This window comes from Burkholderia sp. RF7-non_BP4 (genome assembly GCF_001521935.1).
Taxonomy (GTDB): Bacteria; Pseudomonadota; Gammaproteobacteria; order Burkholderiales; family Burkholderiaceae; genus Burkholderia; species Burkholderia diffusa.
Map to the genome: position 1 here is coordinate 199,093 of NZ_LOTA01000034.1, position 15,467 is coordinate 214,559.

The window sequence follows — 15,467 nt, forward strand, 5'->3', positions numbered from 1 at the left end:
AATTTCTTGCCGGCCGCGCAGGGTGGCTCACCCGATGCGGCCGGCGTGCGTTCGACGCTGTCGCGTCAGCGCTTGAGCGCCGCACGCGCGCGCTCGATCAGCGCGGTCGTCGACGAATCGTGCTTCGCGGGATCGACCGATTCGGCCGACAGGTCGGCTTCGACGACCTTGCCGAGAATCTTGCCGAGCTCGACGCCCCACTGGTCGAACGGATTGATGTCCCACACCGTTGCCTGCACCAGCACCTTGTGCTCGTAGAGCGCGATCAGCGCGCCAAGCGTGCGCGGCGTCAGCGCATCCACCAGCAGCGTCGTCGTCGGGCGGTTGCCGGGGAAGGTCAGGTGCGGCGCGAGCGCTTCCTTGCCGGGGCCGGCGACCTTGCGCGCTTCGTCGAGCGTGCGGCCGAGCATCAGCGCTTCACTCTGCGCGAAGCAGTTCGCGAGCAGCTTCGGATGATGGCTCGCGAGCGGATGCTCGGGCGTCAGCACCGCGATGAAGTCGATCGGCACGATCGTCGGGCCCTGGTGCAGCATCTGGAAAAACGCGTGCTGGCCGTTGGTGCCCGGCTCGCCCCACGTGACGGCCGACGTCGGGTAGTCGACGAACGTGCCGTCCAGGCGTGCGGACTTGCCGTTGCTTTCCATCTCGAGCTGCTGCAGGTACGACGGCAGGTAGTGCAGCGCTTCCGAATACGGCGCGACGAGATAGCTCTGCGAGCCGAAGAAGTTGCGATACCAGATGCCGATCAGGCCGAGCAGCACCGGCAGGTTGCGCTCGAGCGGCGCTTCGCGGAAATGGCGATCCATGTCGTTCGCGCCGGCGAGGAGTTCGTCGAACTGCTCGGGCCCGATCGCGATCATGATCGACAGGCCGACCGCCGACCACAGCGAATAGCGGCCGCCGACCCAGTCCCACATTTCGAACACGTTGTCGGCGGAGATGCCGAACTTCACGACTTCGGCCGGGTTCGCCGACACGCCGACGAAGTGCTTCGCCAGCGCATCTTCCGGGCAGCCGCGCGCGACGAACCAGTCGCGCAGCGAGCGTGCGTTCGTCATCGTCTCGAGCGTCGTGAAGGTCTTCGACACGATGATCGCGAGCGTTTCCTCCGGGTCGACCTGTTCGAGCACGCGCGCGAGATCGGCACCGTCGACGTTCGACACGAAATGAGTCGAAATGTCGGGCGTCGCGACATGGTGCAGCGCGTGCGTGACCATCTTCGGTCCGAGATCCGAGCCGCCGATGCCGATGTTGATCACGTGGCGGATGCGCTTGCCGGTGTAGCCGGTCCACGCGCCGCTGCGCACGGCGCGTGCGAAGGTCGCCATCTTCGCGCGCTCGGCGCTGACCTGCGCATGGAACGGCGCGTGCGGGTCGGTCGCGCGCAACGCCGTGTGCAGCGCGGCGCGGCCTTCGGTCGGGTTGACGATCTCGCCGGCGAACATCGCGTCGCGGCGCGCCTCGACGCCCGCTTCGCGGGCCAGCTGCACGAGCAGGCGCAGCGTGTCGTCGTTGATGCGGTTCTTCGAGAAGTCGGCCGCAAGGCCGCCGCCGGGGATCGTGAAGCGTTCGGCGCGGGTCGGCGCGCGGTCGTTTTCCGGCGCGAACCAGTCGCGCAGCCGCGCGTGGCGGATTTGTTCGAAGTGGGATTGAAGGGCAGTCCAGGCGGGGAGCGAATTCAGCGTCATGGCGGTTCGAGTGAAGCGTGAATCGGGAGGAATGCCGCGCCGGTGCATCGGGATCGGAACGCCGGCGGACGAGCGGGCCCGCCGTGCGGCGGGGCACCCAGTATAGCGGCGTTATATGTCGGCGCGCGCCGACGGGTAAAAAAGGCGATTGATCAGCGTGCGCACCATCGGCGCGAGTTCGCCCGCGGTGAGGCCGGCCGGCCCCGTGCCGTTCGCGGTCAGCGTGTCGGCCGCGAGGCCGTGAAGGTAAACGCCCGCAAGCGCGGCTTCGTACGGCGCGACGCGCTGCGCGAGCAACGCGCCGATCAGGCCGCCGAGCACGTCGCCGGTGCCGCCGGTGGCGAGCGCCGCATTGCCGGTCGGATTGATCGTCAGGCGGCCGTCGGGCGCCGCAATCACCGTGCCCGAACCCTTCAGCACGACGATGCTCGCGTAGCGCGCGGCCAGCGCCTGCGCCGCGGCCAGCCGGTCGTGCTGCACCGTCGCGGTATCGCTGCCGAGCAGCCGCGCTGCCTCGAGCGGATGCGGCGTCAGCACGCACGCGTTGCCCCGGGCGCCGCGGGCGGCGACGGCGGCGGCGAGGTCGGCGTGCGTCGCGACGAGGTTCAGCGCGTCGGCGTCGAGCAGCGTCGCGGCGTCCTGCGCGAGCACGTCGCGCACGAGGGCGACCGCGGCCTCGCGCGCGCCGAGGCCGCAGCCTGCCGCGATCGCGGACATCGCATCGAGCTCGAGGCTGTCCGCGGGATGCAGCATCAGTTCGGGAAACGGTGGGTCGTACGGCGGCGCGCCTGCGCCGAGAAAGCCGACATGCACCTTGCCGGCGCCCGCGAACAGCGCGGCACGCGCGGCGAGGATCGGCGCGCCGCACATACCGGTGTCGCCGCCGAGCACCGCCAGGCTGCCGAACGTGCCCTTGTGCGAAGCGAACGCGCGGGCGGGCAGCGCGGCGGCGAACCGTGCCGGTGCATTCAGCACGACGGCCGGCGCGGCGGGCGGTGCGACGTCGAGCGACGCGATGTCGATCTCGCCGGCGAGGTCGCGGCCGTCGCCGGTATAAAGCCCCGGCTTCGCGCCGATGAAGGTGAGCGTGTGCGTCGCGGTGACGGCCACGCCCGCGCCGACGATCCGGCCCGTGTCGCTGTCGAGCCCGCTCGGTACGTCGAGCGCGAGCACGCGGCCGCCGCTTCGGGCATGTGCGGCGATGCGCGCGGCCTGGGCGGCGAACGGTCCGTCGAGTGCGCGCGCGAGGCCGATGCCGAACAATCCGTCGACGACCCACACGAAATCGTCGAGCGAGGCGGGCGGTTCGGTCGACAGCGGCACGCCGGCCGCGCGCGCGAGGCCGAGCGCCCATTGCGCATCGTCGGGCTTGACCGGCACCGGCATCCAGGCCTGCGTCGCGACGCCGAGCTGCTGCAGTTGCGCGGCGGCCACCAGCGCGTCGCCGCCGTTGTTGCCGGGGCCGACCGCGAACCAGACCGGGCGGTCGTCTCCGGCCACCCGTTCGGACAGCCAGCGCGCGGCGGCGGCGCCCGCGCGGCCCATCAGCGTGTGCGGCGGCAGTTCGGCGGTCGCGGCGGCCTCGGCCGCGCGCAGGTCGGCGACGCGCAGCAGCGCGAGCGGGGCGGAGTCGGGAAGCGGGCGGGGATTCGTCATCGCGGGGTCATGGCGGCGGGAGGAGGCCGCCCCGGGACGGGCCCGTGGCGGTCAGGTCGTGAAGCGCGCGGGACTCAGCGCGGCGAGCGTGTCGGCGGGCCACTGCTGCGTGTCGCCGCTCAGACAGTCTGTCACCACTTTAGCAGACCCGCACGCGAGGCCCCAACCGGCCGGGCCATGCCCGAAATTGACGAACACGCGCGGATGCGGGGTCGGACCGACGACCGGCAGGCCGTCCGGCGACAGCAGCTGCGTGCCTTGCCACGACAGCGCGGCGGAAATCTTCGCGGCGCCCGGCACCCAGTCGTGGACGGCCTGGCCGAGCAGCGCGAGCGCGGCCTCGGACAGTGGCTCGGGGAGCGGCTTCGCGGTGTCGGCGAGGCTCTGCAGCACGGCGCCGCCGCCGATGCGCAGCCGCTGGTGGGTGCGCGTGATCGAGATCCGCTTGATCGAATCGACGACGCTCAGGTGCGGCGCATGTTCTTCGTACGCGACCGGGGCGGTCAGCGTATGCGTGCGCACCGGATGCAGCGGCAGCCGCCAGCCGAGCCGCTCCAGCAGAGGCAGGCTGCCGGCGCCCGCGGCGACCACGATCGCGTCGGCCGACATCACGTCGACCTCGTGCGCCTTCGTCGCGTGCCGGCCGCCGGCCGGCGCGAGCTCGACCGCGGCCCGGCCGGTGTCGACGCGGATCGCGGCGACGTCCGCGCCGAAGCGGAACTGCACGCCGTGCTCGTCGAGCGTCTGCTTGATCAGTTTCGCGAACAGCGGGCAATTTCCGGTGCGCTCGCTCTCGAGCAGCACGCCGCCGGCAAAGCCGGGCTCGGCCGGCACCGACGGCTCGAGCGCCGCGCATTCGCCGGCCGTGAGCACCCGGTACGGCTGGTCGAGCGCACGCAGCAGGTCGAGTGCCGGTTGCAGCGCTTCCCAGTCGCGCGGGTCGCGCACGACGTGCAGGATTCCGGGTTTCTGCTCGAATTCGAGCTGGAGGCGCGCCTCGATGTCGGCGAGCGACTCGCGCGACGCGTCGATCAGCGGGCGCAGCCGCGCATACTGCGCGGCGAATGCGTCGGGCTCGCGCAGCGCGGCGAGCTGCTTGACGAAGCGGCGCACGCCGCCGTTGAAGCCGGGCTTGTAGACGATGCCGGTGTCTTGCGGCTGGCGCTGGCGCATGAAGGTCGGCCCGAACCAGACGTCGAGCGGGCTCGGCAGCAGCGTGCCGCCGTCGCCGTAGGTCGCGCCCTGCGCGACGGTCGCGTGGCGTTCGACCACGCACACGCGATGGCCGGCCGCGCGCAGCTGGTAGGCGGTGGCGACGCCGCTGATTCCGCCGCCGATGACGATGACATCCATGGATTGCTTCGATGACGGGCGGCATGCATGCCGCCCGGTGAGGATTCGCTGACGGGCTCCCGGCCCGGTGAACCGGGAATGATAGCGCCAAAATCGCGCGAACCGGCGTCGCGCGACCTCGTCCGATTCCGCCATAGCGTGGTCGCCGGCCGCCGCGGCCGTGCCTGCCGGTGCGGCGGCCGGCTGTGCGCCGCGGATGCCGCCGCACCGTTGCGGTGCGTGACGGGTGCCGATCAGCCGGTCTGGGACGGCCGACTTCCGGGTATAATTACGGCCTTCCTTTCGCCCCACGTCGCCACCTCGCGCGACTCATCGACGTCAGTCCAGCCCATGGCTCACTTCTCGTGTTTTCCCGGCGCTTCGGCCCTCTCCGATTTCCGTCAAACCCGTCTGCTCGACACGCTCAGGCAAATCGACGCCAACATCGTCGCGGTGCGCGGCCAGTTCCTGCACTTCGTCAATGCGGCCGAGCCGCTGTCGGCCGACGACAGCGCACGCATCGACGCACTGATGCACTACGGCGCGCCGTTCGAGCCGGCGGCCGAGAAGGGCACGACCGAGACGTTCGTCGTGCTGCCGCGCTTCGGCACCGTTTCGCCGTGGGCGAGCAAGGCGACCGACATCGCGCAGCACTGCGGCCTCACGCAAGTGCGCCGCATCGAACGCGGTGTCGAATTCACGGTCACGCTGAAGTCGGGCCTGCTCGGCGGCAAGAAGGCGCTGTCCGACGACGCGCGCGCAGCCGTCGCGGCCGCGCTGCATGACCGGATGACCGAAAGCGTGGTCGCCGCGCGCGACGACGCGAAGCACCTGTTCGACGAGCTGCCGGCCAAGCCGCTCGCGACCGTCGACGTGCTGGGCGTCGGCCGCGCCGCGCTCGAGCGCGCGAACGTCGAGCTGGGCCTCGCGCTCGCCGACGACGAGATCGACTACCTGGTCGACGCGTTCCGCAAGCTCGAACGCAACCCGACCGACGTCGAACTGATGATGTTCGCGCAGGCGAACAGCGAGCATTGCCGCCACAAGATCTTCAACGCACAGTGGACGATCGACGGCGAAGCGCAGGACATGTCGCTGTTCGCGATGATCCGCAACACCGAGAAGCTGAGCCCGCAAGGCACGATCGTCGCGTATTCGGACAACTCGTCGATCATGGTCGGCGCCGAAGCCGAGCGCTGGTTCCCGCGCAACGCGGGCGCGGCCGGCGAGCCGGGCGAACGCTACGGTCGTCACACCGAGCTCACTCACACGCTGATGAAGGTCGAGACGCACAACCACCCGACGGCGATCTCGCCGTTCCCGGGTGCGGCGACCGGCGCGGGCGGCGAGATCCGCGACGAAGGCGCGACGGGCCGCGGTGCGCGTCCGAAGGCCGGCCTCACGGGCTTCACCGTGTCGAACCTCGACCTGCCGGACGCACGCCAGTCGTGGGAGAACGCACGCGACGCGGCGCAGCCGGTCGGCGAGCGCAACCCGAACGATGCGCACGGCCCGTACGGCCGCCCGGACCGCATCGCGTCGCCGCTGCAGATCATGATCGACGGCCCGCTCGGCGGCGCCGCGTTCAACAACGAATTCGGCCGTCCGAACCTCGGCGGCTACTTCCGCGTGTACGAGCAGAACGTCGGCGGCCAGGTGCGCGGCTATCACAAGCCGATCATGATCGCGGGCGGCCTCGGCAACATCGCGGATCAACACACGCACAAGCACGACGTGCCGGCAGGTTCGCTGCTGATCCAGATCGGCGGCCCGGGCATGCGGATCGGCATGGGCGGCGGCGCGGCGAGCTCGATGGCGACCGGCGCGAACACGGCCGAACTCGACTTCGACTCGGTGCAGCGCGGCAACCCGGAAATCGAGCGGCGCGCGCAGGAAGTGATCAACGGCTGCTGGCAGCTCGGCGCGGAAAACCCGATCCTGAGCATCCACGACGTCGGCGCGGGCGGCCTGTCGAACGCGTTCCCCGAAATCGTCGACGGCGCGGGCAAGGGCGCGCGCTTCGAACTGCGCAAGGTCGCGCTCGAGGAGTCGGGCCTGTCGCCGCGTGAAATCTGGTCGAACGAGGCGCAGGAGCGCTACGTGCTGGCGATCGCGCCGGCCGACCTGCCGCGCTTCGAGGCGATCTGCGCACGCGAGCGCTGCCCGTTCGCGGTGGTCGGCGTCGCGACCGACGAACGCCAGCTCAAGCTCGTCGACGACGAAGCAACGGGCATCGAGGAATTCCCGGTCGACATGCCGATGGAAGTGCTGCTCGGCAAGCCGCCGCGGATGCACCGCGACGTCGCGCGCGTCGCGACCGAGCGCGCGCCGGTCGAGGTGACGGGCATCGCGCTGTCGGAAGTCGCGGTCGACGTGCTGAAGCACCCGACGGTCGGCAGCAAGTCGTTCCTGATCACGATCGGCGACCGTTCGGTCGGCGGCACGTCGGTGCGCGACCAGATGGTCGGCCCGTGGCAGGTGCCGGTGGCCGACTGCGCGGTGACCGCGCTCGACTACGCGGGCTTCAAGGGCGAGGCGATGACGATGGCCGAGCGCACGCCGCTCGCGGTGATCGACGCGCCGGCATCGGGCCGCATGGCCGTCGGCGAGGCGATCACGAACATCGCGAGCGCGCCGATCGCGTCGCTCGACAAGCTGAAGCTGTCGGCGAACTGGATGGCCGCGTGCGGCACGGCCGGCGAGGACGCCGCGCTGTTCGACACGGTCAAGGCGATCGGCATGGAGCTGTGCCCGGCGCTCGGGATCGGCATCCCGGTCGGCAAGGATTCGCTGTCGATGAAGACCAAGTGGGACGAGCAGGGCGTCGCGAAGGAAGTGGTGTCGCCGGTGTCGCTGATCATCTCCGCGTTCGCGCCGGTCGAGGACGTGCGCCGCCACCTGACGCCGCAACTGCGCCGCATCGCCGACGCGGGCGACAGCGTGCTGATCGCGATCGATCTCGGCCGCGGCAAGAACCGGATGGGCGGGAGCATCTTCGCGCAGGTCACGCAGCAGGTCGGCGATACGACGCCGGACGTCGACGATCCGGAAGACCTGAAGCGCTTCTTCAACGCGATCCAGTCGCTCAACGCGCAAGACAAGCTGCTCGCGTACCACGACCGCTCGGACGGCGGCCTGTGGGCGACGGTGTGCGAGATGGCGTTCGCGGGTCACGCGGGCGTGTCGCTGAACGTCGACATGCTGACGCTCGACCCGAATCACGAATCGGACTACGGCGACGCGAAGGACTGGGCGAAGCAGACGAGCGGCCGTCGCGAGGATCGCACGCTGCGCGCGCTGTTCTCGGAAGAACTCGGCGCCGTCGTGCAGGTGCGCGCGGCCGATCGCGACGCGGTGCTCGGCGCGCTGCGCGAGTTCGGTCTGTCGGCGTGCTCGCACGTGATCGGCACGGTCAACGATCGCGACGTGATCGAGGTGTACCGCGACGCGAAGAAGGTGTTCGACGCGCCGCGCGCTGAGCTCCATCGCGCGTGGAGCGAAGTGAGCTGGCGCATCGCGCGTCTGCGCGACAACCCCGCTTGCGCGGACGCCGAATACGACGCGCTGCTGGACGCGGCCGACCCGGGCATCTCGCCGGTGCTGAGCTTCGATCCGGCCGACGACATCGCAGCACCCTTTATCGCGACGGGCGCGCGTCCGCGTGTCGCGATCCTGCGCGAGCAGGGCGTGAATTCGCATCTCGAAACGGCCTATGCGTTCGACCGCGCGGGCTTCGATGCGCACGACGTGCACATGAGCGACCTGCTGGCCGGCCGCGCGACGCTCGCCGATTTCGCGGGCGCGGTGGCATGCGGCGGCTTCTCGTACGGCGACGTGCTGGGTGCGGGCGAAGGCTGGGCGAAGACGATCCGCTTCAACGCGAATCTCGCCGACATGTTCTCGGCCTTCTTCGCGCGTCCCGACACGTTCGCGCTCGGCATCTGCAACGGTTGCCAGATGCTGTCGAGCCTCGCGTCGATGATTCCGGGCGCGGAGGCATGGCCGAAGTTCACGCGCAACAAGTCGGAGCAGTTCGAGGCGCGCTTCTCGTTCGTCGAAGTGGAGAAGTCGCCGTCGATCTTCTTCGCGGGGATGGAAGGCTCGCGGATTCCGGTGGCGGTCGCCCACGGCGAAGGCTATGCGGACTTCTCGCAGCAGGGCGACATCGATCGCGTCGCGGTCGCGATGCGCTACGTCGACCACCGTGGCGAGGCGACCGAGCGTTATCCGTTCAACCCGAACGGCTCGCCGGCCGGCATCACGTCGGTCACGACGGCCGACGGCCGCTTCTCGGTGCTGATGCCGCACATGGAGCGCGTGCACCGCACGGTCACGATGAGCTGGCATCCGGAAGGCTGGGGCGAAGCGAGCCCGTGGATGCGCGTGTTCCGTAACGCACGCCGCTGGATCGGCTGATGTTCGATCCGCACGCACCGGTCGAGATCGTCACGCTGCGCGACGAACACGCGAGCGATGTCGATGCGATCGGTCGCGTGATCGTGGCCGCGTTCGCGGACGAGCCGCAGCACGGTCGGTTCGAACGGCAGATCGTCGATGCGCTGCGCGCGGAGGGTGTGCTCAGCGTGTCGCTCGTCGCGGAGCGCGACGAGCGCGTGATCGGTCACGTCGCGTTTTCGCCGGTGTCGATCGGCGGCGAGCCGGCCGGCAGCCAGCAGTGGTACGGGCTCGCACCGCTCGCGGTGCTGCCCGACTGCCAGCGGCAAAGCATCGGCGCGGGGCTCGTGCGCACGGGGCTCGACGCGTTGCGCCGGCTCGGTGCGCGCGGCTGCGTCGTGCTCGGCGATCCCGCGTATTACGCGCGTTTCGACTTCGCGCAGTCCGGCGATCTGGTGTTCCCGGATGCGCCGCCCGAGTATTTTCTCGCGCTGGCGTTCGACGAAGACGCGCCGCGGCCGTCGGGCGAAGTCCGCTACCACGATGTGTTTTATCCGGCATAGCGGTTCGCCGCGCTGCCCGAACGCTACCCCGCAGTCCTGAAAAGCCGCCTCGAAGCGGCTTTTTCTTTGCGCGGCCACCGCGTGGGTCGGCCGACCGCAAGCGAGCATGACAAAGAAAAAGGCCGCTCCGGGGAGCGGCCTTTGCGTGGGCGATCGTCGCCGACGTTACTGGATCTTCGCCTGCTGGCGCAGGCCTTCCTCGAACGCCTGCAGCTTCTGCTGAACGAGCTGCTGCGCGATCTGCGCCTTCACCTGGTCGAACGGCGGCGGGGCGATGTCGCGGACGTCGTCGACACGGATGATGTGCCAGCCGAACTGCGTCTTCACCGGCGCGTCGGTCATCTGGCCTTTCTGGAGCTTCTGCGCGGCGGCCGCGAATTCCGGCACGTACGCCTTCGGATCGGACCAGTCGAGGTCGCCGCCGTTCTTGCCCGAGCCCGGATCCTTCGAGTACTGCTTGGCCAGATCCTCGAACTTCGCGCCGGCCTTGATCTTCGCGATCAGGTCCTTCGCCTGCTGCTCGCTGTCGACGAGGATGTGGTGCAGGTGATACTCGCGGTTGCCGCCGGCACCCTTCACGAGATCGTCATAGCGCGCCTTCACTTCCGCGTCGGTCGGCTGGTTCTTCTTCAGGAAGCTCTCGATCATCGAGCGCAGCACGACCGTCTGTTGCGCGACGGCGACCTGCGCCTTCACGTCCGGACGGTTCGGGATGCCTTCGCGGATCGCTTCCTGCATCAGGATTTCGCGGTTCACGAGTTCCTGGCGCACGGCTTGTTGCAGCTGCGGGCTGTCGGTCTGGCCTTGCTGGACGAGCTGCGCGACCATCGCATCGGCGCGCGACTTCGGAATCGGCGTGCCGTTGACGACGGCGATGTTCTGGGCGAATGCCGGTGCCGCTGCGAATGCAGCCGCCGCGACCCACAGGCGGGGGGATTTCAGGATCATCGGGAATTCCTGTTGAGACTAGATTGAAGATTCGTTGAATTCTTCGGGCGTATAAGCCACGATCGCGAGCGCGTGAATGCCGCGCTGCATCGCATCAGCGAGCGCATCATACACCAGCCGGTGCCGCGCGACGCGCGGCTTGCCCGCGAAGGCGGCCGACACGATCGTCACCGTGTAGTGGCCGCCGGCGGCCGCGCCGGCGTGGCCCGCGTGCTGCGCGCTGTCGTCGCGCACCGCGAGCGACAGCGGCGCGAGCGCTGCGCTCAGGCGCGCTTCGATCAGCGCGATGCGTTCGTCGGGAGAGGCGGCGAGAAAGGCGTCGGTCATGTCATTCGTCCTTCAGGTACTTCGTGAGCCACAGGCTCTGCAGGATGATGAACACGACCATCGCGCCCGTCGTGCCGAACAGCTTGAAGTTCACCCACTGCGATTCGGTGAAGTTGTGCACCACGTACAGGTTCGCGACGCCGAGCACCGCGAAGAACAGCGCCCACGCGACGTTCAGTTTGTCCCACACGGGGTGCGGCAGCGTGAGCTGCTTGCCCATCATCTTCTCGATCAGGTTGTTGCCGAACGCATAGCGTGCGGCGAGCAGCCCGATCGCAAACAGCCAGTACAGCACAGTCGGTTTCCATTGAATGAATTTCTCGTCATGCAGGACGAGAGTGGCGCCACCGAAGACGACGATCACGCCGAGACTGACCCACAGCATCGTGTCGACCTTCCGGTGCCGGAAGGCCACCCACGCGACCTGGGCCAGTGTCGCGACGATCGCGACGGCGGTGGCGGTGAAGATGCCCCAGACCTTGAAGGCGGCGAAAAACAGGATGATCGGAAACAGATCGAACAGGAATTTCATGGCGCTCGCAGCTGCGTGAAAGGCCGCATCGCGCGGCCGTTCACCGTTGTGGGGACCCGCCAGGCGCCACCGTCCGGGATCGGGGCAGCCGGGCAGGCTGTCCGACCGATCCGTCCGGTGCCGCTCATTCGTTTTCGGGTCGGGACTCGAAGTTTAACGCAGCCGAATTGATGCAGTACCGCAAACCGGTCTTGTCGCGCGGTCCGTCCTCGAACACGTGGCCGAGATGCGCGCCGCAATGGTTGCAGCGGACCTCGACGCGCACCATGCCGTGCGAGCGGTCGATCTTCTCGTCGATCACCTCGCCGTTGAGCGGCTTGAAGTAGCTGGGCCAGCCGCAGCCCGAATGGAACTTGGCGCCGGATTCGAACAGCGGCGTGCTGCAGACGACGCATTTGTAGATACCGGCGTCCTCGGTGTCGGTGTATTCGCCGGTGAAGGCGCGCTCGGTCGCCGCATGCTGCGTGACCTCGTACTGCATCGGCGTGAGCCGGCGGCGCAGTTCGGCGTCGTCCTTCTGGTACGGGAAGGTCTTGTCGTCGGAATCGTGTGACATGTGGATGTTCTCCTGATCGGTCGGTCGGGTCGTGCGGGTCACGACGAGCAGCTCACTTCGAGCGACCCGGCCCAGTCGGGCGGCAATGCCGCATACGTTTCGTGTTCCGGTTGTTCGTCGAATGGCCGGCGCAGCACCTGCGCGAGTCGCTCGACTTCGGAAAAATCCTTTTCCTTCGCGCGCCGGATCGCGACCTCGGCCAAATGGTTGCGCAGCACGTATTTCGGATTCACGCGATTCATCGCGGCCGCGCGGTCCGCGTCGTCGCGCGTTTCCTCGGACAGCCGTGCGCGATAGAGGTTCGCCCACGCGTCGAATGCGTCGCGATCGATGAACAGGTCACGCACCGGCGCGTCGCGGCTCGCGTCGTGCTTCGACAGCTGCGCGAGCCGGCGGAACGTCAGCGTGAAGTCCGCATGGCTCGCGTGCATCGTTTCGAGCAGCTTGTTCGCGAGCTCGGCGTCGTTCTCGCGCTCGAGCTCGAGGCCGAGCTTCGCGCGCATCGCGCGTTCGAGCGCGGGGCCGAAGCGTTCGGGAAACTTCGCGAGCACGGCCTGCGCGTCGTCGACCGCGCGCTCGGCGCGCGCATCGTCGTCGGCGATCCCGTGCTGCAGCCCGATCAGCGGCAGCAGCGCCTGCGCGAGGCAGTAGCAGTTCCAGTGCGCGATGCGCGGCTGCATCCGGTACGCGTAGCGGCCGCTCGTGTCGGAGTGGTTGCAGATGTGATTCGCGTCGAACGCGTCGACGAAGCCGAACGGGCCGTAGTCGATCGTCACGCCGAGGATCGACATGTTGTCGGTGTTCATCACGCCGTGGCAGAAGCCGACCGCCTGCCACTGCGCGACGAGGTCGGCCGTGCGCAGCATTGCGGCTTCGAGCAGCGCGAGGTACGGATCGTCGGCGTCGCGGCATGCGGGATAGAAGCGGCCGATCACGTGATCGGCGAGCTGGCGCAGCAGGTCCGGGCGATCGTTCGAGAAGAAATGCTCGAAGTGGCCGAAGCGCACGAAGCTCTCCGAAACACGCGTGACGACGGCCGACGTCTCGATCTCCTCGCGCACCACCGGCTGGTCGGAGCCGATCACCGTGAGCGCGCGGGTAGTCGGGATGCCGAGGTGATGCATGGCTTCCGAGCACAGGAATTCGCGGATCGACGAGCGCAGCACCGCGCGGCCGTCGCCCATCCGCGAATACGGCGTGCGGCCGCCGCCCTTGATCTGCAGTTCGTAGCGCTGGCCGTCCGCGCCGGGGAGTTCGCCGATCGTCAGCGCGCGGCCGTCGCCGAGCTGGCCGGCCCACACGCCGAACTGGTGACCGGAATACACCGACGCATACGGCATCGCGCTCGCCGGCCAGTCGCGCGTCGGGTTGCCGGCGAACAGCTCGGCGAACCCGGGCTGCCGGCCGAGCGACACCGGCAGCCCGAGCAGGTGCGCGACTTCGTCGGAAAAGCCGACGACGTACGGCGCGGGCAGCGGCGCGGCCGGCAGCCGCGTATGAAACGCGTCGCCGAGCGTGACGAACGCGCCGGCGGCCGGCGCGCCGAGCGTCGCGGCGAGGTCGGGGAGAGTGTCAGCCGTATCGGCTGCGCTTCGGGAAAACGACATGTTGAGCGCCTCTGGGTAAGCCGATATTGTAAGGCGGCGCCGCGCCGCCCGCATGGCGGCCCGCGCGCCTTGCGTCAGGCCTGTCCGGGCCGTGGACAGGCTGCAAGCTGGCGCACCGTGTCGAGGCTGGTCACCGATTCGCGTCCTTCCGGGAGAACAAGACGATGGGTAAGCCGTTGCTGGGCCAGATGATGGACATGCCGTTGCTGGTGTCGTCGCTGATCGCGCACGCCGCGCGTCATGCGGGCGACACGGAGATCGTGTCGAGGCGCGTGGAAGGCGACCTGCATCGCTACACGTACCGCGACTGCGAGCAGCGCGCGAAACGGCTCGCGCAGGCGCTCGCGCGGCTCGGTGTCGAATCGGGCGACCGAGTCGGCACGCTGGCCTGGAACGGCTACCGGCATCTGGAGGCGTATTACGGGATCGGCGGGATGGGCGCCGTGTGCCATACGATCAACCCCCGTCTCTTCCCTGAGCAGATCGCCTACATCGTCAATCACGCGGAAGACCGCTACGTCTGCTTCGACATCAATTTCGCGCCGCTCATCGACGTGATCGCGCCGCAGTGTCCGCACGTGAAAGGCTGGATCGCGATGACCGACGCCGCGCACCTGCCGTCCGGCGCGACGCCGTTCCTCTGCTACGAAACGCTCGTCGACGCCGAGGACGGCCGCTACGACTGGCCGCGTCTCGACGAATTGCAGGCGTCCGGCCTGTGCTACACGTCGGGCACGACCGGCAACCCGAAAGGCGTGCTGTATTCGCATCGCTCGACGGTGCTGCACGCATACGGCGCCGCGCTGCCCGACGCGATGAACCTGTCGGCGCTCGACGCCGTGCTGCCCGTCGTGCCGATGTTCCATGTGAACGCGTGGGGGTTGCCGTATGCGGTGCCGCTCACGGGCGGCAAGCTCGTGCTGCCCGGCAAGGACCTCGACGGCAAGTCGCTGTACGAACTGATGGAGACCGAGCGCGTGACGTTTTCCGCGGGCGTGCCGACCGTGTGGCTCGGGCTGCTGAACTACATGCGCGAGGCCGGCGTGCGTTTCTCGACGCTGAACCGCACGGTGATCGGCGGCTCCGCGTGCCCGCCCGCGATGCTGCGCACGTTCGAGGACGAATACGGCGTGCGCGTGATCCACGCGTGGGGGATGACCGAGCTGTCGCCGCTCGGCACGCTCGCGACGCTGAACTGGGCGCAGTCGCAGCGGCCGCTCGACGCGCAGCGCCGGTTGCTGGAAAAGCAGGGGCGCGTGATCTGCGGTGTCGACATGCGGATCGTCGGCGACGACGGCCGCGAACTGCCGTGGGACGGCGTCGCGTTCGGCGAGCTGCAGGTGCGCGGGCCCTGGGTGATCGATCGCTACTTCAAGGGCGATACGTCGCCGCTGTCGGACGGCTGGTTCCCGACCGGCGACGTCGCGACGATCGACCCCGACGGCTTCCTGCAGATCACCGACCGCAGCAAGGACGTGATCAAGTCCGGCGGCGAATGGATCAGCTCGATCGACATCGAGAACGTCGCGATCGCGCACCCGGGTGTCGCCGAAGCCGCCTGCATCGCGTGCGCGCACCCGAAATGGACCGAGCGTCCGCTGCTCGTCGTGGTGCCGCGCGAAGGGGCGAACCTGACGCGCGACGCGCTGCTCGCGTTTTACGAGGGCAAGGTCGCGAAGTGGTGGGTGCCCGACGACGTCGTGTTCGTCGAATCGCTGCCGCACACCGCGACCGGCAAGCTGCAGAAGCTGAAGCTGCGCGAGACGTTCCGCAACTACGTGCTGCCGACGGCGGTCGGCGAGCCGTAAGCCGCGACCGGCGACGGCCCGCCGCGCGGTCTCCCGATCCGGCCCCGGATCGGGA

General features: G+C 69.1%; 11 protein-coding genes. 3 read left to right on the forward strand and 8 right to left on the reverse strand.

Annotated elements, in window-relative coordinates:
• Positions 1–65 precede the first annotated feature (65 nt).
• From pgi to WS49_RS14775, 3 genes are all read right to left on the reverse strand, one after another.
• Positions 66–1,688: a glucose-6-phosphate isomerase gene (gene pgi / locus WS49_RS14765; RefSeq protein WP_059529697.1), complete on the reverse strand. Its 1,623-nt coding sequence runs from the start codon at positions 1,686–1,688 to the stop codon at positions 66–68.
• A 111-nt stretch (positions 1,689–1,799) separates the two neighbouring features.
• A complete protein-coding gene (locus tag WS49_RS14770) occupies positions 1,800–3,344 on the reverse strand; it encodes an NAD(P)H-hydrate dehydratase (RefSeq protein ID WP_059529700.1) in 1,545 nt (514 codons plus the stop codon).
• Positions 3,345–3,395: 51 nt separating this feature from the next.
• A complete protein-coding gene (locus WS49_RS14775) occupies positions 3,396–4,697 on the reverse strand; it encodes an FAD-dependent oxidoreductase (protein ID WP_059529703.1) in 1,302 nt (433 codons plus the stop codon).
• Positions 4,698–5,027: 330 nt separating this feature from the next.
• Here WS49_RS14775 and purL point away from each other — a divergent pair, with 330 nt between their 5' ends.
• The gene (gene purL / locus WS49_RS14780; protein WP_059529706.1) at positions 5,028–9,092 is read left to right on the forward strand and encodes a phosphoribosylformylglycinamidine synthase; all 4,065 of its coding nucleotides are present in this window, start codon (positions 5,028–5,030) and stop codon (positions 9,090–9,092) included.
• Positions 9,092–9,634, forward strand: coding sequence for a GNAT family N-acetyltransferase (locus tag WS49_RS14785; protein WP_059529709.1), 543 nt, complete (start codon positions 9,092–9,094; stop codon positions 9,632–9,634). Before purL ends, WS49_RS14785 begins: the two co-directional genes overlap by 1 nt.
• A 165-nt stretch (positions 9,635–9,799) precedes the next feature.
• Here WS49_RS14785 and WS49_RS14790 read toward each other — a convergent pair whose 3' ends face one another.
• From WS49_RS14790 to WS49_RS14810, 5 genes are all read right to left on the reverse strand, one after another.
• Positions 9,800–10,582, reverse strand: a complete 783-nt coding sequence (locus tag WS49_RS14790; protein ID WP_059529712.1) for a peptidylprolyl isomerase — start codon at positions 10,580–10,582, stop codon at positions 9,800–9,802.
• Between the two features lie 18 nt (positions 10,583–10,600).
• Positions 10,601–10,909, reverse strand: coding sequence for a BolA family protein (locus WS49_RS14795; RefSeq protein WP_059529714.1), 309 nt, complete (start codon positions 10,907–10,909; stop codon positions 10,601–10,603).
• 1 nt (position 10,910) lies between these two features.
• Positions 10,911–11,441 carry a septation protein A gene (locus tag WS49_RS14800; RefSeq protein ID WP_011352350.1) on the reverse strand — a complete coding sequence of 177 codons (531 nt, stop codon included), beginning with the start codon at positions 11,439–11,441 and terminating at the stop codon, positions 10,911–10,913.
• A 124-nt stretch (positions 11,442–11,565) separates the two neighbouring features.
• Positions 11,566–11,997 (reverse strand): peptide-methionine (R)-S-oxide reductase MsrB, encoded by a 432-nt coding sequence (msrB, locus tag WS49_RS14805; protein WP_059529717.1) that lies wholly within the window; start codon positions 11,995–11,997, stop codon positions 11,566–11,568.
• Positions 11,998–12,035: 38 nt separating this feature from the next.
• The gene (locus WS49_RS14810) at positions 12,036–13,604 is read right to left on the reverse strand and encodes a protein adenylyltransferase SelO (RefSeq protein WP_059529719.1); all 1,569 of its coding nucleotides are present in this window, start codon (positions 13,602–13,604) and stop codon (positions 12,036–12,038) included.
• A gap of 164 nt (positions 13,605–13,768) precedes the next feature.
• On the opposite strand from WS49_RS14810, the gene WS49_RS14815 reads away from it, so the two are divergent.
• Positions 13,769–15,412, forward strand: a complete 1,644-nt coding sequence (locus WS49_RS14815; protein ID WP_059529722.1) for a 3-(methylthio)propionyl-CoA ligase — start codon at positions 13,769–13,771, stop codon at positions 15,410–15,412.
• The last annotated feature ends 55 nt before the right edge of the window (positions 15,413–15,467 follow it).